The organism is Lutimaribacter pacificus (assembly GCF_900142185.1).
Taxonomy (GTDB): Bacteria; Pseudomonadota; Alphaproteobacteria; order Rhodobacterales; family Rhodobacteraceae; genus Lutimaribacter; species Lutimaribacter pacificus.
In genome coordinates this window covers 908823-931229 of the sequence record NZ_FQZZ01000001.1, presented here as the reverse complement: position 1 = coordinate 931229, position 22407 = coordinate 908823, and the positions used below count along the sequence as shown (strand labels likewise).

General features: G+C 67.1%; 25 protein-coding genes. 19 read left to right on the top strand and 6 right to left on the bottom strand.

Features of this window, described 5'->3' with window-relative positions; all coding sequences use genetic code 11:
* The 19 genes from F3H87_RS04610 to F3H87_RS04520 all read left to right on the top strand — a co-directional run bounded on the left by F3H87_RS04610 (position 1) and on the right by F3H87_RS04520 (position 17632).
* The gene (locus tag F3H87_RS04610; protein WP_149786219.1) at positions 1-1044 is read left to right on the top strand and encodes a glycosyltransferase family 2 protein; all 1044 of its coding nucleotides are present in this window, start codon (positions 1-3) and stop codon (positions 1042-1044) included.
* Between the two features lie 114 nt (positions 1045-1158).
* On the top strand, positions 1159-2139 hold the full coding sequence (locus F3H87_RS04605; RefSeq protein WP_149786220.1) for a phosphoadenosine phosphosulfate reductase: 981 nt from the start codon (positions 1159-1161) through the stop codon (positions 2137-2139).
* A gap of 46 nt (positions 2140-2185) precedes the next feature.
* Positions 2186-3226, top strand: coding sequence for a dihydroorotase (gene pyrC / locus F3H87_RS04600; RefSeq protein WP_149786221.1), 1041 nt, complete (start codon positions 2186-2188; stop codon positions 3224-3226).
* A gap of 17 nt (positions 3227-3243) precedes the next feature.
* Positions 3244-3921 (top strand): orotate phosphoribosyltransferase, encoded by a 678-nt coding sequence (locus F3H87_RS04595; RefSeq protein WP_149786222.1) that lies wholly within the window; start codon positions 3244-3246, stop codon positions 3919-3921.
* 181 nt (positions 3922-4102) lie between these two features.
* The gene (locus tag F3H87_RS04590; protein WP_149786223.1) at positions 4103-5593 is read left to right on the top strand and encodes a replicative DNA helicase; all 1491 of its coding nucleotides are present in this window, start codon (positions 4103-4105) and stop codon (positions 5591-5593) included.
* A 57-nt stretch (positions 5594-5650) separates the two neighbouring features.
* Positions 5651-6445 (top strand): DUF1194 domain-containing protein, encoded by a 795-nt coding sequence (locus tag F3H87_RS04585; RefSeq protein ID WP_149786224.1) that lies wholly within the window; start codon positions 5651-5653, stop codon positions 6443-6445.
* Positions 6446-6497: 52 nt separating this feature from the next.
* Positions 6498-7535, top strand: a complete 1038-nt coding sequence (gene alr, locus F3H87_RS04580) for an alanine racemase (protein WP_149786225.1) — start codon at positions 6498-6500, stop codon at positions 7533-7535.
* Positions 7532-8317 carry an MlaE family ABC transporter permease gene (locus F3H87_RS04575; RefSeq protein ID WP_149786226.1) on the top strand — a complete coding sequence of 262 codons (786 nt, stop codon included), beginning with the start codon at positions 7532-7534 and terminating at the stop codon, positions 8315-8317. Before alr ends, F3H87_RS04575 begins: the two co-directional genes overlap by 4 nt.
* A gap of 43 nt (positions 8318-8360) precedes the next feature.
* The gene (locus tag F3H87_RS04570; RefSeq protein ID WP_149786227.1) at positions 8361-9107 is read left to right on the top strand and encodes an ABC transporter ATP-binding protein; all 747 of its coding nucleotides are present in this window, start codon (positions 8361-8363) and stop codon (positions 9105-9107) included.
* A gap of 12 nt (positions 9108-9119) precedes the next feature.
* The gene (locus F3H87_RS04565; RefSeq protein ID WP_149786228.1) at positions 9120-9506 is read left to right on the top strand and encodes a hypothetical protein; all 387 of its coding nucleotides are present in this window, start codon (positions 9120-9122) and stop codon (positions 9504-9506) included.
* A 46-nt stretch (positions 9507-9552) separates the two neighbouring features.
* Positions 9553-10011 carry a paraquat-inducible protein A gene (locus F3H87_RS04560; RefSeq protein WP_149786229.1) on the top strand — a complete coding sequence of 153 codons (459 nt, stop codon included), beginning with the start codon at positions 9553-9555 and terminating at the stop codon, positions 10009-10011.
* Between the two features lie 31 nt (positions 10012-10042).
* Entirely contained in the window at positions 10043-11407 is a 1365-nt protein-coding gene (gene radA, locus F3H87_RS04555; RefSeq protein ID WP_149786230.1) for a DNA repair protein RadA, read from the top strand.
* 22 nt (positions 11408-11429) lie between these two features.
* A complete protein-coding gene (locus F3H87_RS04550; RefSeq protein WP_149786231.1) occupies positions 11430-11996 on the top strand; it encodes a CvpA family protein in 567 nt (188 codons plus the stop codon).
* Positions 11997-12098: 102 nt separating this feature from the next.
* Positions 12099-13583 (top strand): amidophosphoribosyltransferase, encoded by a 1485-nt coding sequence (purF, locus tag F3H87_RS04545; protein ID WP_149787095.1) that lies wholly within the window; start codon positions 12099-12101, stop codon positions 13581-13583.
* A gap of 117 nt (positions 13584-13700) precedes the next feature.
* Positions 13701-13964 (top strand): pilus assembly protein PilZ, encoded by a 264-nt coding sequence (locus F3H87_RS04540; RefSeq protein WP_149786232.1) that lies wholly within the window; start codon positions 13701-13703, stop codon positions 13962-13964.
* 154 nt (positions 13965-14118) lie between these two features.
* Complete coding sequence (locus tag F3H87_RS04535; RefSeq protein WP_149786233.1) at positions 14119-14760, top strand: SDR family NAD(P)-dependent oxidoreductase; 642 nt, start codon at positions 14119-14121, stop codon at positions 14758-14760.
* 146 nt (positions 14761-14906) lie between these two features.
* Positions 14907-15689, top strand: a complete 783-nt coding sequence (gene surE / locus F3H87_RS04530; RefSeq protein WP_149786234.1) for a 5'/3'-nucleotidase SurE — start codon at positions 14907-14909, stop codon at positions 15687-15689.
* Entirely contained in the window at positions 15686-16339 is a 654-nt protein-coding gene (locus F3H87_RS04525) for a protein-L-isoaspartate(D-aspartate) O-methyltransferase (RefSeq protein WP_149786235.1), read from the top strand. The genes surE and F3H87_RS04525 overlap by 4 nt, the downstream gene beginning before the upstream one ends.
* 63 nt (positions 16340-16402) lie before the next feature.
* Positions 16403-17632 carry a peptidoglycan DD-metalloendopeptidase family protein gene (locus F3H87_RS04520; RefSeq protein ID WP_223227957.1) on the top strand — a complete coding sequence of 410 codons (1230 nt, stop codon included), beginning with the start codon at positions 16403-16405 and terminating at the stop codon, positions 17630-17632.
* 13 nt (positions 17633-17645) lie between these two features.
* Here the strand turns inward: F3H87_RS04520 and F3H87_RS04515 are convergent, their stop codons facing one another.
* The 6 genes from F3H87_RS04515 to F3H87_RS04490 all read right to left on the bottom strand — a co-directional run bounded on the left by F3H87_RS04515 (position 17646) and on the right by F3H87_RS04490 (position 22360).
* Positions 17646-18488 (bottom strand): ATP-binding protein, encoded by an 843-nt coding sequence (locus F3H87_RS04515; protein WP_149786236.1) that lies wholly within the window; start codon positions 18486-18488, stop codon positions 17646-17648.
* Positions 18488-19399, bottom strand: coding sequence for a twin-arginine translocase subunit TatC (gene tatC / locus F3H87_RS04510; protein ID WP_149786237.1), 912 nt, complete (start codon positions 19397-19399; stop codon positions 18488-18490). The genes F3H87_RS04515 and tatC overlap by 1 nt, the downstream gene beginning before the upstream one ends.
* Entirely contained in the window at positions 19396-19956 is a 561-nt protein-coding gene (gene tatB / locus F3H87_RS04505; RefSeq protein WP_149786238.1) for a Sec-independent protein translocase protein TatB, read from the bottom strand. Before tatB ends, tatC begins: the two co-directional genes overlap by 4 nt.
* A gap of 3 nt (positions 19957-19959) precedes the next feature.
* Positions 19960-20184 (bottom strand): twin-arginine translocase TatA/TatE family subunit, encoded by a 225-nt coding sequence (locus F3H87_RS04500; RefSeq protein ID WP_149786239.1) that lies wholly within the window; start codon positions 20182-20184, stop codon positions 19960-19962.
* A gap of 173 nt (positions 20185-20357) precedes the next feature.
* A complete protein-coding gene (locus F3H87_RS04495) occupies positions 20358-21485 on the bottom strand; it encodes an ABC transporter ATP-binding protein (protein WP_149786240.1) in 1128 nt (375 codons plus the stop codon).
* 95 nt (positions 21486-21580) lie between these two features.
* On the bottom strand, positions 21581-22360 hold the full coding sequence (locus tag F3H87_RS04490) for an SDR family oxidoreductase (protein ID WP_149786241.1): 780 nt from the start codon (positions 22358-22360) through the stop codon (positions 21581-21583).
* Positions 22361-22407 lie beyond the last annotated feature (47 nt).

The window sequence follows — 22407 nt, the reverse complement described above, 5'->3', positions numbered from 1 at the left end:
TTGAATTTCCTTGCGATCCTGACCGTTCGAAACGAAGGTGCCTTTCTTCTGGAATGGCTGGCGCATCACCGCGCCGTGGGCTTTACCGATTTCCTGGTCTTTTCCAACGATTGCCAGGACGGCACCGATGCGATGCTCGACCGGCTGGATGCGATGGGGCTTGTCACGCACAGGCGCAACGACGGGCCGCACGACAAGGGCGGTATCCAGTTCACCGCGCTCAAGGCCGCCGAAAAGCTGCCGATCCTGCGTCGCGCCGACTGGGTTCTGCCGCTGGACGTGGACGAGTTCATGAATATCCACGCGGGCGACCGCACCCTGCCCGCGCTGCTGGCGGCTCTGCCGCAGGCCACCGCGATCACCCTGACATGGCGGCTGTTCGGCAATGCCGGTATCGTGCATTACGAGGATGCGCCCGTCACCCGCCAATTCACCCGCGCCGCGCCCGCGGTGATGCACTGGCCGTGGCGCGCGGCGATGTTCAAGACGCTTTACCGCAACGACGGCACCTATCGCAAACCGGGCGTGCACCGGCCGCGCAACCCCGATCCCGACAGGCTGGCGCAGGCGCGCTGGTTCGACGGCCAGGGGCGCGAGCTGGACGACAGTTTCAAAACCACCCGGATATTCTCAAATTACGGGCGGCCGAACCATGCGCTTGTGCAGCTCAACCACTATCCGCTGGGCGCGATGGAAAGCTATGTCGTCAAGGCCGATCGCGGCCGCGCGGTGCATTCCGACCACATGCTCGGCCTCGATTACTGGGTCGAGCGGAATTTCTGCACCGACGAGGATACCAGCATTCACGCGCTCGACAGTTCGGCGGCGCTGGCCGCGCTGAAATCCGACCCCGAGCTTGCCCGCCTGCACGACGCGGCGGTCGCGTGGCGCAAGGCGCGGTTCGACGCGCTGATGCTGCACGATCCCTGTCGCGCATTGTTCGGGCGGCTGCTGATGACGCCGCCCACGCGCCCCCTGCCGCCCGAGGCCGCGCGCGTCATGATCCGCTATGCCAACCGCGCCCGGACCGGCGGCGGCACATAGCGCGAAATTCACACGCTTTCTCCCAAATCCTGCCGCAAATTCCGCCTAGCTTTCCGCCCAAAGAAGACCCGCGCCCGACCGCAACGGGCGCCGCAAGACCCGAGGACGAGTGGTATGCAGGACGACGCCCAGCGCAGCCTGGAAGAGTGCCTTGAAGACAACCTTGAAGGGTTGAACAAGGTCGCGTGGATTCGCAAGGTCGCCGCCGCGGCCGACGAGCACGGGCATTTCCAGTCCTGCGGGCATCGCCATTTCGGCGCGCTGGTCGAAAAGGGCAGCACGCTGCTGGTGACGTTCGAGACGATGCAGGGCGCGCAGGCAAACCCCGAGGGCGGGCGGCCGCTGGGCTGGGATTTCGTGCTGGACCAGGGCTGGTCGCACCTGGGGCTGTTCTCGGACGGCGATACCTGGTTCCGCGACCACCATGTCTATGGCTATTTCGACCGGCTGGTCGATGACGGGTTCTTCGAGGAATTCGATACCGTGATCTTCTATGGTGCGGGGCCGGCCGGCTACGCGGCGGCGGCGTTTTCCGTGGCCGCCCCCGGCGCGCGCGTGCTGGCGCTGCAACCGCAGGCCACGCTCGACCCGCGGGTGACCGAATGGGACGACCGCTTTACCCATATGCGCCGCACCGATTTCACCGACCGCTACGGCTATGCCCCGGACATGCTGGATGCGGCGCACAGCGCCTTTGTCTTCTACGATCCGGCCGAGGCGCTTGACGCGATGCACGCCGCCCTGTTCACCCGGCCCAACGTCACCAGGTTCCGCATGCCCTTTTTCGGCGCCGCGCTGCAGGGCGACCTGCAACGGATGGAGATCCTGACCCCGCTGCTGGAACAGGTCGCCGGGGACCGGCTGACGACGCCCGGCTTTGCCCGGTTGTTCCGCGCGCGGCGCGATTACCGCGTCTACCTGCGCAACCTGCTGGGCGTGCTGGGCGCGCGCGAACGGCCGTACCTGGCGGCGATGCTGTGCCGCAACGTGAACGCCCGGATGACCGCGCCGCATTTCCGCCGGCGGCTGGACGCGCTGGAAAAGGCCGAGGCCGAGGGCAAGATCACCCTGCCGCCCCGGCGCGACGACGCCTGAGCCAAGGGCACTGGCGCAGCCGCGCGCGATGCGCTAATCGCGGCGCATGAACCAGACGCTGACCATCGCCCGCCCCGACGACTGGCACCTGCATCTGCGCGACGGCGCGATGCTGCGCGCCGTGCTGCCAGAAACCGCGCGCCATTTCGCACGCGCCATCATCATGCCGAACCTCGTGCCGCCGGTGGTGACAGGCGCGCAGGCCGCCGCCTATCGCGACCGGATCTTGGCCGCCCTGCCCGACGGCATGACGTTCGAGCCGCTGATGACGCTCTACCTGACCGAGGATACCGATCCGGCGGATGTCGCCGCGGCGGCGGAAACCGGGCTGGTGAAGGCGGTCAAGCTCTACCCCGCGGGGGCCACCACCAATTCGGCCAGCGGCGTGCGCGATTTCGACCGGGTGCGCGGCGTGCTGGACAAGATGGCCGAGATCGGCCTGCCGCTTTGCGTGCATGGCGAGGTGACCGATGCCGAGGTTGACATCTTCGACCGCGAGGCGGTGTTCATCGACCGCGTGCTCGACCCGATCCGCCGCGCCACCCCCGGCCTGCGCGTGGTGATGGAACACATCACGACGCGCGACGGGGTCGCGTATGTCAAGGCGAACGACACCGACCTGGGCGCGACGATCACCACCCATCACCTGATCATCAACCGCAACCACATCCTGGTGGGCGGGATCAGGCCGCACTACTATTGCCTGCCCGTCGCCAAGCGCGAGGAGCACCGCCTTGCCCTGCGCGCGGCCGCGACCGGCGGCGATGCGCGGTTCTTTCTGGGCACCGACAGCGCGCCGCATACCGACGCCAACAAGGAAACCGCCTGCGGCTGCGCGGGCTGTTTCACCGCCACCAACACGATGTCGATCCTTGCCCAGGTGTTCGAGGACGAAGGCGCGCTGGACCGGCTGGAGGGCTTTGCCTCGGGCAATGGCGCGGCGTTCTATCGGCTTCCCGTGAACGCGGCCACGCTTACCCTGACGCGGGGCGAAGCCGTGACATATCCCGCCAAGATCATCACCGGCGAGGGCGAAGTGACCGTCTTCGACCCCGGCTTCCCCCTGCATTGGAGCGTTTCCGCCTGACGCGAAAGGACAAGTTCATGATCCCCACCTCCTATCCCACCCGCGAGGAAATCGCCCGGCTGACCGCGCGGATGCTGCTGGAAATCGGCGCGGTGAATTTCAACACCGACGAGCCCTATACGCTGGCCTCGGGCCTGCCCTCGCCCAGCTATATCGACTGCCGCAAGCTGATCTCGTACCCGCGCATCCGCGCGACGCTGATGGATTTCCTGACCGTCACGATCATGCGCAATGCCGGGTTCGAGGCGTTCGACAACATCGCGGGCGGCGAAACCGCCGGCATCCCCTTTGCCGCCATGGTGGCCGAACGCATGGGCCTGCCGATGACCTATGTGCGCAAGAAGCCGAAAGGCTACGGAAAGAACGCAAGGATCGAGGGCGAGATGACCGAGGGCCAGCGCGTTCTGCTGGTCGAGGACCTGACCACCGATGGCGGATCGAAACTGTCCTTCGTCGACGCGATCCGCGACACCGGCGCCGAGTGCGCGCATACGGCGGTGATCTTCTACTACGGCATCTTCCCGCAGACCGAAAAGACGCTGGGCGATCACGGCGTCAGCCTGCATTACCTGTGCACATGGTGGGACGTGCTGGAAGAGGCCAGGGAACAGGGCGCGTTTTCCGAGGAAACGCTGGCCGAGGTCGAATCCTTCCTGCGCGCCCCGCGCGAATGGCAGAAAGCGCGCATGAACTGACCAATATCACCGGCGGCCTGCCACCGAAAATGCGGGCCACCGACCCAAGATGTTGACGAAACCCGGCCCGTCGCCCCAGTATGCAGGGGCAGGCAAGCTACTCACAGCTTTTCCACAAAAACATACAATTTGCCGGGAATCGCCTGCGTTTCTATGACATCGTCCGGGACAGGGGACGAAGATGAACGAGATCACGACATTCAATCCGACCGGGGCCGAGGTCCAGGATGCCGACACGATGCCCCACTCGATCGAGGCCGAGCAGCAGCTTCTGGGCGCGATCCTGACCAATAACGACGTCTATGACCGCGTGGCCTCGATCATGACGGCCAGGCATTTCTACGACCCCGTGCACGCCCGCATCTACGAGGTGGCCGCCGCGCGCATCGCCAAGAACAACCTGGCCAGCCCGGTGACGCTCAAGGCGTTCTTCGAGGATGACGAGGGGCTGAAGGAACTGGGCGGCCCGGCCTACCTGGCGCGGCTGGCCGGTGCGGCGATCTCGGCCTACGCGGTGCGCGACTATGCGCAGATGATCTATGACCTTGCGGTGCGGCGCGAACTGATCCGGCTGGGGCAGGACATCACCGCCAAGGCGCGCAAGGTCGAGATCGAAATCGACCCGAAGGAGCAGATCGTCGAGGCCGAGCAGGCGCTTTACACCCTGTCCGAACAGGGGCAGAGCGAAACCGGCTTTCAATCCTTCCTGCGCGCAGTCACCGACGCGGTGAACGTGGCCAACGCCGCCTACCAGCGCGACGGCGGGCTGGCGGGCATTTCCACCGGGCTGATCGACCTCGACAAGAAACTGGGCGGGCTGCACAAGTCCGACCTGCTGATCCTTGCCGGCCGCCCGTCGATGGGCAAGACCTCGCTGGCGACCAACATCGCCTTCAACGTCGCCAAGGCCTATCGCAAGGGCACGATGCCCGACGGCACCGAGGGCGCGGTGGATGGCGGCGTCGTGGGGTTCTTCAGCCTGGAAATGAGCGCCGAGCAGCTGGCCGCGCGGGTTCTGGCCGAAGCGTCCGAGATCTCGTCGCACAAGATTCGCCAGGGCGACATGGACGAAAGCGAGTTCCGCCGCTTCGTCGAAGCCGCCAAGGCGCTTGAGGCGTGCCCGCTCTTTATCGACGACACCGCCGCGATCCCCATCGCACAGCTTGCCGCCCGCGCCCGGCGGCTGAAACGCACGCACGGGCTGGACCTGCTGATCGTCGACTACCTGCAGCTTGTGCGCGGCACCTCCGACAACCGGGTGCAGGAGATCGGCGAAATCTCGATGGGGCTCAAGGCCATCGCCAAGGAGCTGAACATTCCCGTGGTCGCGCTGTCGCAGCTCAGCCGGCAGGTCGAAAGCCGCGACGACAAGCGCCCGCAACTGTCGGACCTGCGCGAATCCGGCTCGATCGAACAGGATGCCGACGTGGTGATGTTCGTATTCCGCGAGGAATATTATGTCGAGCGCGAGAAACCCTCGGACGAAAAGCTCGAGGAAATGGGCCAGTGGCAGGATCGCATGGCGCGCCTGCACGGCAAGGCCGAGGTGATCATCGGCAAGCAGCGGCACGGCCCCATCGGCACGGTCGAGCTGGCCTTCGAATCGCAGTTCACCCGCTTCGGCAACCTGGTGAAACCCTGGCAGCAGGGCGATTCCGGCGACGGGTTCTGACACCCCCCGCGCAGATGTGAGTGGACAGGCCCCCACCGCTTGTGGCGCAATGGGGCCATGCGCCGCCTTCTTGCCGCCTGCCTGACCTGCCTGGCCACCGCCCTGCCCGCCCAGACCCTTGTCGAGGTGGATGTGGAGCTTGTGCTGGCGGTGGACGTGTCACGCTCGATGACGCCGGCCGAGCTGGAGATCCAGCGGCAGGGCTATGCCGCGGCGCTGACCTCCGAGGCGGTGCTGGGCGCGGTGCGCGGCGGGCTGCTGGGGCGGATCGCCATCACCTATGTGGAATGGGCCGGCAGCGGCACCCAGCGCGTGATCGTGCCCTGGACAGTGCTGGAGGACCCCGAGGATGCGGAATGGATCGCCGCGCAGATCCTGACGCAATCGGGCGGCGGGATGCGCCGCACCTCGATCTCGGGGGCGCTGGATTTCGGCGCGCAGGCGATCGACGGCAACGAATTCCAGGGTCTGCGCCGGGTGATCGACGTGTCGGGCGACGGCCCCAACAACCAGGGCCGCGCGGTGGACGAAACCCGCGACAGCGTGCTGGCGCAGGGCATCACGATCAACGGCCTGCCGCTGATGACCTCGGACGGGCTGGGCGCGCGCTGGGGTATCCCCGACCTCGATCTTTATTACGAGGCCTGCGTGATCGGCGGGCCGGGCGCCTTCCTGATCCCCGTGACCCGGTGGGAGGATTTCGGCACCGCCGTGCGGCGCAAGCTGGTGATGGAAATCTCGGGCCTGCCCGCGCGCGTCATCCCCGCGCAGATGCGCCAGCGCCCCGAATACAACTGCCTGGTCGGCGAGGAAATCTGGCAACGCAACATGCATATCTTCTCGGAGCCCTGAGCGCCGCCCGCTTTTTGCTTGACCCCGCGCGCCCGTCTGCCAAAACCGCCGCATGACTGCCGCGACCCTGACCATCGACCTTGACGCCATCGCCGCCAACTGGCGCGCGCTGGACGCGCGAACCGCCTGCGAAACCGCCGCCGTCGTCAAGGCCGACGGCTATGGCTGCGGCGCGGGCAAGGTGGCCCGCCGCCTGGCCCGCGAAGGCGCGCGGCGGTTCTTCGTGGCGCTGGCCGAGGAAGGCGCCGCCCTGCGGCAGGCGCTGGGACCGGGGCCCGAGATCAACGTGTTTTCCGGCCACATGCCCGGCGACACCGACATGATCCACGACCTGTCGCTGACGCCGATGATCAACTCGCTCGACCAGATGCTTCGCCATCTGGAGGCGCTGCCCGGCCACCCGTTCGGCATCCAGCTGGACAGCGGGATGAACCGGCTGGGGATGGAGCCTGCGGAATGGGCTGCCCTGCGCGACATCGCCAGCCAGCAGAACCTGACCCTGATCATGTCGCACCTGGCCTGCGCGGATGAGCCCGACCACCCGATGAACGCGCAACAATTGCGCGTTTTCAGGGAAATGACCGGCGATCTTGACGTGCCCCGCTCGCTTTCGGCGACGGGCGGCATCCTGCTGGGCCCGGACTATCATTTCGACGTGACCCGCCCGGGCGTGGGCCTTTACGGCGGCGCCCCCTTTGCCGAGGCGCAGCCCGCCGCCCATGTCAGCGTGCCGGTGATCCAGGTCCGCGACGTGGAACCGGGCGAAACCGTGGGATACGGCAACACCTGGACCGCCCCCGCGCCCGCCCGCATCGCCACCATCGCCGCGGGCTATGCCGACGGGATAATGCGCGCGATGGCCCTGAAAGCGAATGTCTGGGTCGGCGACACGCCCTGCCCTGTCGTCGGCCGCATCTCGATGGACCTGATCGGCGTGGATGTCACGGCACTCGGCGCCGATCCGGCCGAGGTCGAGCTGCTGGGCCATCACAACACGGTCGACACGCTGGCCGATGCCGCCGGCACGATCGGTTACGAAATCCTTACCTCGCTCGGCGCGCGCTACAGGCGGCGCTATCACAGCACATGAGCGTTCTGACCAAACCGCTTGGCGCGCTGGGGCGGGCGGTGCTGTCGGCGCTGGCGATGATCGGGCGGGTCGCGCTGTTCGCGCTGGATGCGTTCAGCCACATGGTCCGCCCGCCGTTCTACGCGCGCGAGATGCTGGCCGCGCTGTTCCAGATCGGCTGGCTGTCGCTGCCGGTGGTGGGGCTGACCGCGATCTTCACCGGCGGCGCGCTGGCGTTGCAGATCTATGCCGGCGGCGCGCGCTTCAACGCCGAGGCGGTGGTGCCGCAGATCGTCGCCATCGGCATGGTGCGCGAACTGGGCCCGGTGCTGGTGGGGCTGATGATCGCGGCGCGCGTCACCTCGTCCATCGCGGCCGAGATCGCGACGATGAAAGTCACCGAACAGATCGACGCGCTGGTGACGCTGTCCACCCACCCGATGAAATACCTGACCGTTCCGCGCCTGCTGGCCGGGTTGATCGTGGTGCCGGTGCTGGTGGGCATCGGCGACGTGATCGGCGTGTTCGGCGGCTATGCGGTGGCGGTGAACAACCTGAATTTCAACGCCGCGACCTATCTCAAGAACACGGTCGATTTCCTTGAACCGCTGGATATCGTCTCGTCGCTGGTCAAGGGCGCGGTGTTCGGCGGGATCGCCACCGTGATGGGCTGTTTCTACGGCATGAACTCGGGCCGCGGCGCGCAGGGCGTGGGCGGGGCGACCAAGGGCTCGGTGCAGGCGGCGGCGATCCTGATCCTGGCCGCCAACTTCCTGCTGACGGGGCTGTTTTTCTCGGTATGACACGGGCCACGCACATATCGCGGGCCGCCAGGGGGGGCATGGCATGATCACCCTGACCGGTGTGCACAAGACATTCGGCACCAACCGCGTGCTGCGCGGCGTCGACCTGACGATCGACTCGGGCACCTCGATGGTGATCATCGGCGGCTCGGGCAGCGGCAAGTCGGTGCTGCTGAAATGCATCCTCGGCCTTGTGAAACACGACAGCGGCACCATCGCGCTGGACGGGCAGGACGTGACCAGAGCCGACCGCGACGCGTTCCTTGCGCGGTTCGGAATGCTGTTCCAGGGCGGCGCGCTGTTCGATTCGCTGCCTGTCTGGCAGAACGTGGCGTTCCGCCTGCTGCGCGGCAGCCTGAAACGCCCCAAATCCGAGGCGCGCGAGATCGCCATCGAGAAACTGCGCCGCGTCGGGCTGACGCCGGACGTGGCCGACAAGTTCCCGGCCGAGCTGTCGGGCGGGATGCAGAAACGCGTGGGCCTTGCCCGCGCCATCGCCGCCGAGCCCGAGATCATCTTTTTCGACGAGCCCACCACCGGGCTCGATCCGATCATGGCCGGGGTCATCAACGACCTGATCCGCGAAATCGTGACCGAGATGGGCGCCACCGCCATGACCATCACCCATGACATGACATCGGTGCGCGCGATTGCCGACAACATCGCCATGCTGCATGATGGGGTGATCAAATGGACGGGGCCGGTGACGCGTCTGGACGACAGCGGCGATCCCTATCTCGACCAGTTCATCCACGGCCGCGCAGAGGGCCCGATCGCCGCGGTCCGATAGGAGCGATCCGCCATGAACGCCTTTCAGCCCGATCCGCTGCTGCTGAATTTCATCCTGCTGAAAGAAATCGCCTACCTGCCGGCGCTGGCGATCCTTGCGCTGCTGCGGGTGCTTTCGGCGCGCGCGGGCGCGCGTTGGGCGGCGGGTCTGGCGCTGCTGCTGGCGGTGCTGGGCGCGGCGGCGCTGCTCGGCCCGGCCATGACGGGGATGCAGGGCGGCACGGTGACGCGCGCCGCGATGCGGGCGGGCGATCTGGGCGGCGGCATGGCCCTGCCCCTGATCGCCAGCGCGCCGATGCTGGTCTCGTCCATGCTGCCGGGCACGCGCTGGCGCTGGATCGACGCGCTGCATATCCTGCTGCTGGGCGCGCTTCTGGGGCTGTGGCTGCTGGCGCGCTAGGCGTTTTGCACTGGCCCCCGCCCTGGCCTGCCGCTAGGCATAACCGATGCAGACCGCCCTTCGCCTTGCCAACCTGGCCCTTCTGGTGCTGTTCCCCGTCGCGTGGTTCGCGCCGCTGCTGCGCGCCGGGCTGCTGCCGCTGTTCGGCCTGTCGGAAATCAGCGTGATCACCGGGCTGCAATCGCTGTGGCAAACGGATGTTTTCCTTGCGCTGCTGGTCACCGTCTTCGCGCTGTTCGCGCCCTACCTGAAAACGCTGGGCCTTGCGCTGGTGCAGTTCGGGCTGCTCGACAACCGGGTGATGCCGGTGCTGACGGTTCTGGGCAAGCTGGCGATGGCCGATATCTTCCTGATCGCGCTCTATATCACCGTGGCCAAGGGCATCGGCGTGGGCCGGATCGAAACCGCATGGGGGCTTTACCTGTTCACCGCCTGTATCCTGACCTCGCTGGCCATCGGGCTTTTGTCGCACCGCCGCGCAGTGCATCCGGCAAATGACGTTTGACCACCCGCACCGGTTGCGGCACTAACCTGACATGGCAAAGACACCCAGCTTCACCTGCACGGCCTGCGGCGCGTCCCATTCCAAGTGGTCCGGGCGCTGCGACGCCTGCGGCGAATGGAATTCCATCGTCGAAGAGGCGCCGCTTTCCGCCGGCCCGGCCTCGAAATCGCTGGGCGCCAGCCGCGGGCGCAGCGTGCCGCTGACCGATCTGGCGACCGAGGAAACCCCGCCGCCCCGCACCCGATCAGGGCTGGACGAGCTGGACCGCGTGCTTGGCGGCGGGCTGGTCCCGGCAAGCGCGATCCTTGTCGGCGGCGATCCCGGCATCGGCAAATCCACGCTGCTGTTGCAGGCCGCCGCGCGGTTTGCGCAGGCGGGGCTGAAGACGCTTTATGTCAGCGGCGAAGAGGCCAGCGCCCAGGTGCGGATGCGCGCGCAGCGGCTGGGGCTGGACCAGGCGCCGGTGCAACTGGCGGCCGAAACCAACCTGCGTGACATCCTGACCACGCTTGAGACCGAGAAGCCGCAGTTGGTCATCATCGACTCGATCCAGACCATGTGGGCCGACAACGTCGACAGCGCGCCGGGCAGCGTATCCCAGGTGCGCGCCGCCGCGCACGAGCTGACGACATTCGCCAAGCGGCGCGGCGTCAGCGTGGTGATGGTGGGCCATGTCACGAAAGAGGGCCAGATCGCCGGCCCCCGCGTCGTCGAACACATGGTCGACACCGTGCTTTATTTCGAGGGCGAGCGCGGCCACCAGTTCCGCATCCTGCGCAGCGTCAAGAACCGCTTTGGCCCGGCGGATGAGATCGGCGTGTTCGAAATGACCGGCGGCGGGCTGGCCGAGGTGCCCAACCCCTCGGCCCTGTTCCTGTCGGAACGTGGCGAGCCCAGCCCCGGCTCGGTCGTCTTTGCCGGGATCGAGGGCACCCGGCCCGTGCTGGTCGAGTTCCAGGCGCTGGTCGCCCCCACCCCGCAGGCGCAGCCGCGCCGTACCGTGGTGGGCTGGGACGGCGGGCGGCTGGCGATGATCCTGGCCGTGCTCGAGGCGCGCTGCGGCATCCCCTTTGCCGGGCTCGATGTCTATCTCAACGTGGCGGGCGGGCTGAAGGTCAGCGAACCGGCCGCCGACCTCGCGGTGGCCGCCGCGCTTTTGTCGGCGCGCGAGGATGTCAGCCTGCCCGCGGAAACGGTTGTTTTCGGCGAAATCAGCCTGTCCGGCGCGCTGCGCCCGGTGGGTCAGGCGGAAAACAGGTTGAAAGAAGCCCGAAAACTTGGTTTCAACGCTGCGATCGTTCCCGCCGGCGGAAAGTTGACCGGGGATGGCGGCCTGAGCCTGACGCAAATGAAGGATCTGGCCGGTTTCGTGGGTGAGTTGTTCGGCGCGGGTTAGCGCCTCGCAGGCGGGGAATGGGATGGAAGGTTTCACCATAATCGACGGCGTCGTGGCGCTGGTCATCATCGTCTCGGCGCTTCTGGCCTATGCGCGCGGTTTCGTCCGCGAGGCGCTGGCCATCGCGGGCTGGATCGTCGCGGGCATCCTGGCCTTCGTCTTCGCACCGCAGGTTCAGCCGCTGGTCCGCGAGGTGCCGGTGGTCGGCGCGATGCTGGCCGACAGTTGCGAATTGTCGATCATCGCCGCCTTCGCCGCCGTCTTTGCCGTGGCGCTGGTGGTGGCATCGCTGTTCACGCCGCTGTTTTCCTCGGTCGTGCAACGATCCGCCCTTGGCGGCATCGACCAGGGCGTCGGGTTCCTGTTCGGCGTGCTGCGCGGCATCCTTCTGGTGGCGGTGGCCTATTTCGTCTACGAAACGGTGATCACCAGCCAGGACGTGGCGATGATCGACGATTCCCGCTCGGCCCGGGTGTTCAGCCGCATGACCCAGAGCGTCGAAAGCCGGAACCCCGAGGCCGCGCTGGGATGGATCACCGCGCAATACGAACAGCTCGTGGGCGTGTGCGAGGCCCCGGTCACCGAATGACCGGGCCCGTCATGTGATAGTTCCGTGACAGTCGCGTCGCAAATCCTTAAGAGTGGCGCGTAAGCAGGCCATACGGATTCGGAGCTGCCCTTGTCCAAGCATATGCCCCCCGCCCATCCCTTCGATTTCGACGCCCTGTCCGGTGATGCGGGCGACGACAAACTGCACGAGGAATGCGGCGTTTTCGGCGTCATCGGCGTGACCGATGCCGCCAATTTCGTGGCCCTCGGGCTGCACGCGCTGCAACATCGCGGGCAAGAGGCCGGCGGTATCGTCAGCTACGATCCCGGCAGCGGCTTCAACTCTGCCCGCCGCTTCGGCTATGTGCGCGACAATTTCACCAAGCAGTCGCTGATGGAAACCCTGCCCGGCGCTCTGGCGATCGGGCATGTGCGCTATTCCACCGCCGGGTCCAAGGGCGCCACGCAGATCCGCGACGTGCAGCCGTTTTTCGGCGAATTCTCGATGGGCGGCGCGGCGATTGCCCATAACGGCAACATCACCAATGCCGACGCGCTGCGCCGCGAGTTGATCGAGCGCGGCTCGATCTTCCAGTCCTCTTCGGACAGCGAATGCATCATTCACCTGATGGCCCGCTCGCTGCAACGCAAGGTGCCCGAACGGATCATGGATGCGCTGCGCCGGGTCGAGGGCGCGTTCTCGGTCGTGTCGATGACCCGGACCAAGCTGATCGGCGTGCGCGATCCGCTGGGCGTGCGCCCGCTGGTGATCGGCCGGATCGGCGACGACGGCTGGGTCCTGTCGTCGGAGACCTGCGCGCTCGACATCATCGGCGCCGAATACCTGCGCGACGTCGAACCCGGCGAGATGGTGGTGATCGAGCATGGCGAACTCAAAAGCCTGCGCCCCTTCATGCCGGCCAAGCCGCGTTTCTGCATCTTCGAACATGTCTATTTCTCGCGCCCCGATTCGATCATCGGCGGGCGTTCGGTCTATGAAACCCGCCGCCAGATCGGGGTGGAACTGGCCCGCGAAGCGCCGGTCGAGGCCGACCTGGTCTGCCCGGTGCCCGACAGCGGCACCCCCGCGGCCATCGGTTTCGCCCATGAAAGCGGCATTCCCTACGGCATGGGGATCATCCGCAACCAGTATATGGGCCGCACCTTCATCGAACCGACCGAGCAGATCCGCAACATGGGCGTGCGGCTGAAACTCAACGTCAACCGCGCGCTGATCCGGGGCAAGCGCGTGATCCTCGTGGATGACAGCGTGGTGCGCGGCACCACCAGCCGCAAGATCAAGGAAATGATCCTCGATGCCGGCGCGGCCGAGGTGCATTTCCGCATCGCCAGCCCGCCGACCGCCTGGCCCTGCTTTTACGGCGTCGACACGCCGCAACGCGAAAAACTCCTTGCCGCCACCATGAGCGAGGACGAGATGCGCGACCACCTGGCGGTGGACAGCCTGAAGTTCATCTCGCTCGACGGGCTCTACCGCGCCGTGGGCGAGGCCACGGGCCGCGACGCATCCTGCCCGCAATATTGCGACGCATGCTTCTCGGGCGACTACCCGGTGGCGCCCTCGGACATGATCGCAAAAGGGTTCGAGCTGAAGGCGGCGGAATAACCCGACGCCTGACGCCGGGGCATCGGCGGCAAGGCGCGCATGGTGAAATCGCCTCTTTTCGCGGTCGCAGCATCCGCCTATTGGCGCGGTCTGACACTCGAAACGGACCGTCCCGACATGGCAAACCCCGACCCGACGCCCGACAACGTGGCGGCGCTCGCCACGCAGAAAATCCCGCCGCAACCCCGCGATCCGGTGCTGATCGGCACCTTCGGCACCGATGCGGACGCAAAGGCCCTGCTGCGCCTGCCCTCGGGCCGGGTGGCGCGGGTCGAGGCGGGCAACCGCGTGGCCGGCCTTCAGGTTACCGCCATCGCCCCCGGCACGCTGCACGCCACCCGGCGCGGGCAGCCGATGACCCTGACGATCCCGGGTAAATAAAGCGTTTCGGGAAACACCTGAACCATCATGTATCGCTTTTTGCGTTCGAGCCGAAGGCAAGAGGCAGCACAAGGCGACTCAAGGTTTTACCGAGGCGCTTAAGCCGCAGCCCCGCCGCCTTGACCTGCCCGGTGAAAAGGCGCAAAGCACCGCCATGACCGATAAGATCGCCCTCATCACCGGGGCCTCGCGCGGGCTTGGCGCCGCGCTGGCCGAAACACTTTGCGACACCCACCATATCGTCGCCGTGGCCCGCACCACCGGCGCGCTGGAGGAGCTGGACGACCGTATCCAGGCCCGCGGCGGCAGCGCCACGCTGGCACCGATGGACATCACCAACCGCGACGCGATGGCCCAGCTGTGCCGCTCGGTCTTCGATCGCTGGGGCAGGCTCGATCTCTGGGCGCATTGCGCGATCCATGCAGCCCCGCTCAGCCCCGCCTTTTTCATCGACCAGAAGGACTGGCAGAAATCGGTCGATGTCAACGTCACCGCCACCGGCGTGCTGATCCCCTTCATCGCCCCGCTGCTGGGCGAGGCCGGCACCGCGCTGTTCTTCGACGATCCGCGCGCGGGCGAAAAATTCTTCGGCGCCTACGGCGCCACCAAGGCGGCGCAGACCGCGCTGGCGAAAAGCTGGGCCGCCGAAACGGTGAAAACCGGCCCCCGCGTGCATGTGCTGACGCCCGACCCGATGCCCACCGCCACCCGCGCCCGGTTCTTTCCCGGCGAAAACCGCGATGGCCTGGCGCAACCGTCCGAGGTGGCAAGCCGCCTTCTTGCGACTCTGCCCTGATCTTCATCGTTCCCGAAATACTCGGGGGGGTGAGGCCGCAGGCCGAGGGGGGCAAAGCCCCCCTGGCGCCCCTGCCGCGCGTTCCCGCGCTTGCCCCGCGCCCGCCGCTCCTCTAAGGACAGGCAAGGGCAAGACAGGGGCAGGAAATGCGCATCCTCATCACCAATGACGACGGGATCAACGCACCGGGCCTGCGGGTCATGGAAGAGATCGCCGCCGATCTGGCCGGCCCCGATGGCGAGGTCTGGGTGGTCGCGCCCGCCTTCGAACAATCGGGCGTTGCGCATTGCATCAGCTATACCCGCCCCACCCTCATGGCCAAGATGGGCGAGCGCCGCTTCGCCGCCGAGGGCAGCCCCGCCGATTGCGTGCTGGCCGGTATCCATGACGTGATGGTCGATACCCGGCCCGACCTTGTGCTGTCCGGCGTCAACCGCGGCAACAACTCGGCGCAGAACGCGCTTTATTCCGGCACGCTGGGCGGCGCGATGGAGGCCGCGCTGCAGGGCATCCCGGCGATGGCGCTGTCGCAATACCTGGGCCCGCAGAACTTTGCCGCCGACAACCCGTTCGAGGCCGCCGGCCTGCACGGGCCCGACCTGATCCGCAGGCTGCTGGCCGCCCTGCCCGCCGACGAGGCCGATTACCGGCTGTTCTTCAACATCAACTTCCCGCCCGTCCCGGCGGCGCGGGTGCGCGGCGCCGTGCTGGCGCGGCAGGGTTATCGCCGCAACGCGCCCTTCACGGTGGAGCCGCACCTGTCGCCCTCGGGGCGGCGGTTCGTCTGGATCAAGGGCGGCGACCAGCACATCCAGACCGAGCCGGGCTCGGACGCGGCGGCGAATCTCGACGGTTTCATCTCGGTCACGCCGATGCGCGCGGACCTGACCTGCCACGACACGCTGGAGACCCTGAAAGACGCCCTATGAGCGACGACAGCGACAGTGCCGAACGCAAGATGCAGTTCCTTTTCGCGCTCCGCTCGCGCGGGGTGACGGATGCGCGCGTGCTGACGGCGATGGAGCGGATCGACCGCGCGCCCTTCGTGCGGGGCATCTTTGCCGACCGCACCTACGAGGACATGCCGCTGCCGATCGCCTGCGGGCAGACCATCAGCCAGCCCTCGGTGGTCGGGCTGATGAGCCAGGCGCTGCAGGTCAGCCCCCGCGACAAGGTGCTCGAGGTCGGCACCGGCTCGGGCTACCAGGCGGCGATCCTCAGCCAGCTTGCGCGCCGCGTCTATACCGTGGACCGTTACCGCCGCCTGGTGCGCGAGGCGCAGGCGGTGTTCGACCGGCTGGGGCTGGTCAATATCACCGCCGTTACCGCCGATGGCTCGTTCGGATTGCCCGACCAGGCGCCCTTTGATCGCATTCTCGTGACCGCCGCCGCCGAAGACCCGCCCGGCCCGCTCTTGGCCCAGCTCAAGATCGGGGGTATCATGGTGTTGCCCGTGGGCCAGTCCGACACGGTCCAGAGCCTGATCCGCGTGACCCGGCACGAGGGCGGGTTCGATTACGACGAACTGCGCCCGGTACGTTTCGTGCCGCTGGTCGAGGGGCTCGGGCGCGACGAGTGACAGGCGCAGCGCGCCGCTGCACAGATGAACGAAAGCCCCGGACAACAAGGGGCACGAACGAATATGAGGGACATCGAGATGACCGCCGCGACCTATCCCACCCGCACGATCCGCCGGACACGCTGGCTGCTGGCCGGCGCGGCCCTCGGCCTTGCCGCCGGATGCCAGCAACCGCTCGATTTCGACCTGCGCGGCAATTTCGGCGAAGCGATGTCGACCAGCGAGGCCGCGCAGCAGGCGGTGGCGCCACGGCCGCAGCCCGACAATCGCGGCGTCATCTCCTATCCCGGCTACCAGGTCGCGGTGGCCGAGCGCGGCGATACCGTGGTCGAGGTGGCCAACCGCACCGGCACCGATCCGGCATCGCTTGCCCGCTATAACGGGTTGCAGATCGGCGACAGGCTGCGCGCGGGCGAGGTGATCGCCCTGCCCAACCGTGTGGCCGAACCCTCGCCCGCCACCGGCGCGTTGGGCACCGGCCCGATCCAGCCGCCGTCGCAGGTCGATATCACCACGCTGGCGGGCGATGCCATCGACCGCGCCCAGCCCACGGGCGTGCAATCGAACGAGCTGCCGCAGGCGCAGACCGGGGTCGAACCCGTGCGCCACAAGGTTCAGCGCGGCGAAACCGCCTATTCCATCGCCCGGCTTTACAACGTATCGGTCCGGTCGCTGGCCGACTGGAACGGGCTGGGCCGCGATTTCGCCGTGCGCGAGGGCCAGTACCTGCTGATCCCCGTCCCCGATACCAGCGCCCCCGCGACCGCCACCGCGGCGGCCGCTCCGGCCGTGGCGACCACGACGCAGCCCGGCACCGGCAGCCCGACGCCCACGCCGCCCTCGGCCTCGCAACCGCTGCCGCAGGACACCACGCCCGCCGCCGCGCCGGCCGCCGCCGCCACCCCGGCGCCCGACCTTGGCACCACCCAGTCGGGCAACGCGAACGCGCGCATGGGCTATCCGGTGCAGGGCACGATCATCCGCGATTATGCCAAGGGCAAGAACGACGGCATCGACATCCAGGCCAGCGCCGGCAGCGCCGTCAAGGCGGCCAGCGCCGGCACGGTGGCGGCGATCACCTCGGATGCCGACCAGGTGCCGATTGTGGTGGTGAAACACCCCGACAACCTGCTGACCGTCTATGCCAATATCGAAGGCATCCAGGTCAAGAAGGGCGACAGCGTCAGCCGCGGGCAGTCCATCGGCAAGATCCGGGGCGGCAACGCCAATTACGTGCATTTCGAAGTGCGCAAGGGATTCGAAAGCGTCGATCCCACGCCCTATCTGAACTGAGGCGCGGCGCGCCTCAGAGCGGGACGCCCCTGCGCCCGGCCAGATCGGTAAAGAACTGCCAGGCCACCCGGCCCGAGCGGCCGCCGCGCGTGGCCTGCCATTCGATCGCCTCGGCGCGCAGCGTGTCGTCGTCGATCACCACCCCGTAGGCATCGCAATAGCCGCGGATCATCGCCAGGTATTCGTCCTGGTCGCAGGGGTGAAAGCCCAGCCACAGCCCGAACCGGTCGGACAGCGACACCTTTTCCTCGACCGCCTCGGACGGGTTGATGGCGCTGGAGCGCTCGTTCTCGATCATGTCGCGCGGCATCAGGTGGCGGCGGTTCGACGTGGCGTAGAAGATCACGTTGTCGGGCCGCCCCTCGATCCCGCCATCCAGAACGGCCTTGAGCGATTTGTAATGCTGGTCGTCATGGCTGAACGACAGGTCGTCGCAAAACAGCACGAAGCGATGGTCCGGCGCCGCGCGCAGGATATTCAGCAGCCGCCCGACGCTGGGCAAATCCTCGCGCTGCAGCTCGACAAGCTTCAGCGCCAGCCCCTCGTCCAGAACCGCCGCCTGCGCGGCCTTGACCAGGCTCGACTTGCCCATGCCCCGCGCGCCCCAGAGCAGCGCGTTGTTCGCAGGCAGGCCACGGGCGAACTGGCGGGTGTTTTCCAGCAGCGTGTCGCGCGACCGGTTGATCCCCACCAGCAGCCCGATCGGCATCCGGTTGACCTGCGGCACCGGCACCAGCCGGTCGGGCGCGACATGCCAGACAAAGGCATCGGCGGCGTCGAAATCGGGGGCGGCCATCGGCGCGGGCGCGATGCGTTCCAGCGCCTCGGCGATGCGTTTCAGCGTCTGCTCGTCCATCAGTCCTTGTTCACCATACCGGGGTCGTCGTCGCCCTCGTCGAATTCCTTCATCAGGGGGTCGTCGAACTCTTCCTCGTCATCCTCGAACCACAGGCCCTCTTCCTTCAGCCGTTCCTCGCGCTCTTTCTCGACGCGCCCGACAAGGAAGATCGAGACCTCGTAAAGCCCGTAGACCACGACGAACAGGATCACCTGGGTGATGACATCCGGCGGCGTCACCAGCGCGGCCAGCACAAGGATGCCCACCACCGCGTATTTGCGCATCTGCCTGAGGCCCTGCGCGCTGACCAGCCCGGCCTTGCCCATCAGCGTCAGCAGCACCGGCAGCTGGAAACACAGCCCGAAGGCCACGATGAACTTGATCGTCAGGTTCAGGTACTCCTGGGCCGACCCCTGGAACACCACCGACAGGCCCTGGTTGACCTCTTCGCCCACCACGGCCTCGCCGCCCTGGCCGAATTGCTGGAAGCCAAGGAAGAAATCATAGGCCAGCGGCGTCACGACATAAAAGGCGAAGGCGGCGCCAAGGAAGAACATGAAGGGCGAGGCGACCAGGAACGGCAGGAACGCCCCCTTCTCGGACTTGTAAAGGCCCGGCGCCACGAACCGCCACATCTGGTTGGCGATATAGGGAAAGGCCAGCATGAAGCCGCCCAGAAGCGAGATCTTGATGGCGACGAAGAACCCTTCCTGCGGACTGATGAAGATCAGGTCGCAATCCTGCCCCCGGCTGGACAACACCTGGCACAGCGGGTCGGTCAGGAAATTGAAGATCGGTGTCGCCACAGTGAAACAGATCACCATCCCGATCACGAAGGCGATGACCGAATGGATCAGCCGCGTGCGCAGCTCGGCCAGATGCTCGATCAGCGGGGCCGAGCTGTCGTCGATCTCGTCTGTGTCGCTCATGCGCTGTCCTTGGGGGTGTCCGCCGCCGCCTTGGCCTTAGGCTTGGGTTTGGCCTTGGGCGCGGCCTTTTTCGCCTTGGGCGCCGCCCTGGCGGCCGCAGGCTTTGCCTTGGCCTCGGGCGCGGGGCTGTCCGTCTTCAGCGCAGCCTCGGCGGCGTCGGCCTTGGCCAGCGCCTCCTGCGCCTCGCGCTGCTTGCGCTCGGCCGCCTTGCGGGCGGAGGCGGCCTCGATCTTCTTCTTGGCTTCCTGGCGTTCGGCCGACAGCTTGCCGGTCTCGCTGTCGGGGTCGATATCGGTCAGCGATTTCGCCGCGTCCTTGACCCCGTCCATCGCCGTGCCCATCGGGTTGGCGGCGCTGCGGATGGTCTTGGTGATGTCGCGCATCCCGGAATCGTCCGCCGCCTCTTCCATGGCGCGGCTGAATTCACGCGCCATGCCCTTGGCCTTGCCGACGAAACGGCCGACCGAGCGGAACAGGCCCGGCAGATCCTTCGGGCCCACCACGATAAGGGCCACGATGCCGATCAGCAGCAGCTCGGTCCAGCCAAGGTCGAACATGGATTATGCCTTGTCCTTGTCGCTTTCCGGCGTCACGTCCTTGGCGGCGCTGGCAACCTCGTCCTCGCTTGTCTCAAGCTCCTTGTTGCCTTCGGCAACGCCCTTCTTGAACGAGGTGATCCCCTTGCCGACCTCACCCATGAGCGAGCTGATCTTGCCACGGCCGAACAGCACCAGCACGACGACGGCGATCAGAAGAAGGCCGGGAAGGCCGATATTGTTGAGCATGTCATCTCTCCCTTGGTCGGGGTCCGTTCCCCCGGACCCTGCGAAAATCATTTTCCGTATCTAATGGCGAAGCCCGCCACATGGAAGGACCAAAGCGCCGCAACAGGCGGAAATTGATCGGCCGGACGCCCATCGCCGCGCCCACATGCCTGCCCCGGCGCGATTCGCCCCGCCTAGCGCGTGGCGGGAAACACGAAACAGCGGTCGCGCCGGATCATCAGCCAGAGCGGTTTTCCCGGCCCCGGCAGGAACACGTTGGGCACCGTCGCCTTCAGCACCGAGCCGTCGTAATCCATGCGGATCTCGACCAGGCTTTCCGACCCCATGAAGCGCGCGCGCACCACCTCGCCCCGCGCGGCGACGCCGTCCTGCACCGTGGGGTTGGGGCCGCGCCCGCCGCGATCCAGGTCCAGCTTGATGTGCTGGGGCCGGATCACGATATCCACCTCGGCCCCGTCGGGCACGCCCGGCGCCAGGAACTGGCCAAAGGGCGTATCCGTCAGCGCACCCTGAACTTTGCCCCGTATCACATTGATATCGCTGAAAAAGGCGACCGACTGCCTGTCCACCGGCGCGTTGTAGACGTTATAGGGCGCACCCTGCTGCACGATCCTGCCATTGCGCATCAGGGCGATCTCGTCGGCCATGCGCATCGCCTCTTCGGGCTCGTGCGTGACCAGCAGAACGGCGGCATCCTCGGCCTTGAGCACCTCAAGCGTTTCGTCGCGGATATCGTCGCGCAGCCGGTTGTCGAGCCCCGAGAACGGCTCGTCCATCAGCATGATTCGCGGCCGCGGCGCCAGCGCGCGGGCCAGCGCCACGCGCTGCTGTTCGCCCCCCGACAGCTGGTAGGGATATTCGTCGACGAACCGCCGCAGCCCGACCTTGTCGAGCAGTTCCGTGACCCGCGCCTGTTTCTTCTCGGCCGGGCCGGTCAGGCCGAAAGCCACGTTGTCGCCGACGCTCAGATGCGGGAACAGCGCGAAATCCTGGAACATCAGCCCGATATGGCGCCGTTCGGGCGGCACGCGGAACACGGTGTCGCAGATCAGGTTGCCATCGACGAAGATCTGGCCTGCATCCTGCATCTCGACACCGGCGATCATCCGCAGCGTGGTCGATTTGCCGCAGCCCGACGGCCCCAGAAGGCAGGTCACCTGCCCCGGCATCACCTTGAGCGAAACATGATCCACCACAAGCTGCCCGCCGAAGGCGCGCGTCAGGTCGCGGATTTCCAGTCGGGGGACGGGTTGGGGCACCTGTGTCCTTTCCGGTTCGGGCCGGGCTGTGTCGTGTTTCATCGGCGGCTGGCTTGGCTGATCGTTTCGCTAAGGATTTGCCTAGCAACAGGCCGCCCCGGGGGCAAGCCCGCTGCGCCTGCCCCCGGGGTCACCCGTCAGATCGTGACGTTGGTGGCGCCGCCATCCAGCAGGACGTTCTGGCCGACGATGAAACCGGAATATTGCGAACACAGGAACGCGCAGGCCGCGCCGAATTCCGCAGGGGTGCCATAGCGGCGCGCGGGAATCGTCGCCTCGCGCTGCCTGCGGGCCTCGTCCATCGTGATACCCTGTTTCTCGGACACGCCGGAATCGAGCGATACCGCACGGTCGGTCGCATGAATTCCGGGCAGCAGATTGTTGATCGCAACGCCTTTTTCCGCCACCTGCCGCGCGGTTCCCGCGACATAGCCGGTCAGCCCCGCGCGGGCCGAGTTCGACAGGCCCAGCACCGGGATCGGCCCCTTGACCGATTGTGAGGTGATGTTCACCACCCGGCCCCAGCCGCGTTCCATCATGCCCGGCACCAGCGCCCTCATCAGCGCGATCGGCGTCAGCATGTTGGCATCCAGCGCCTTGATGAAATCCTCGCGGTCCCAGTCCGTCCACAGGCCCGGCGGCGGGCCGCCCGCGTTGGTGACAAGGATATCCACCTGCCCGGCGGCCTCCAGCACCCTGGCGCGGCCCTCCTCGCTGGTGATATCCGCCGCAACGGCCGTCACCCCGACCCCGTGGGCGTCGCGGATCGCCTGCGCGGCCTCCTGCAGCGGCCCGTCGCTGCGTGCGTTCATCACCAGATCGACGCCCTCGGCCGCCAGCGCCTCGGCGCAGCCCCGGCCCAGCCCCTTGCTGCTGGCGCAGACCAGCGCGCGCTTGCCCTTGATCCCCAGATCCATCTCTTCGCTCCCTGACTGGATTTCGCAATATCCCCCGAGAGCTAGCC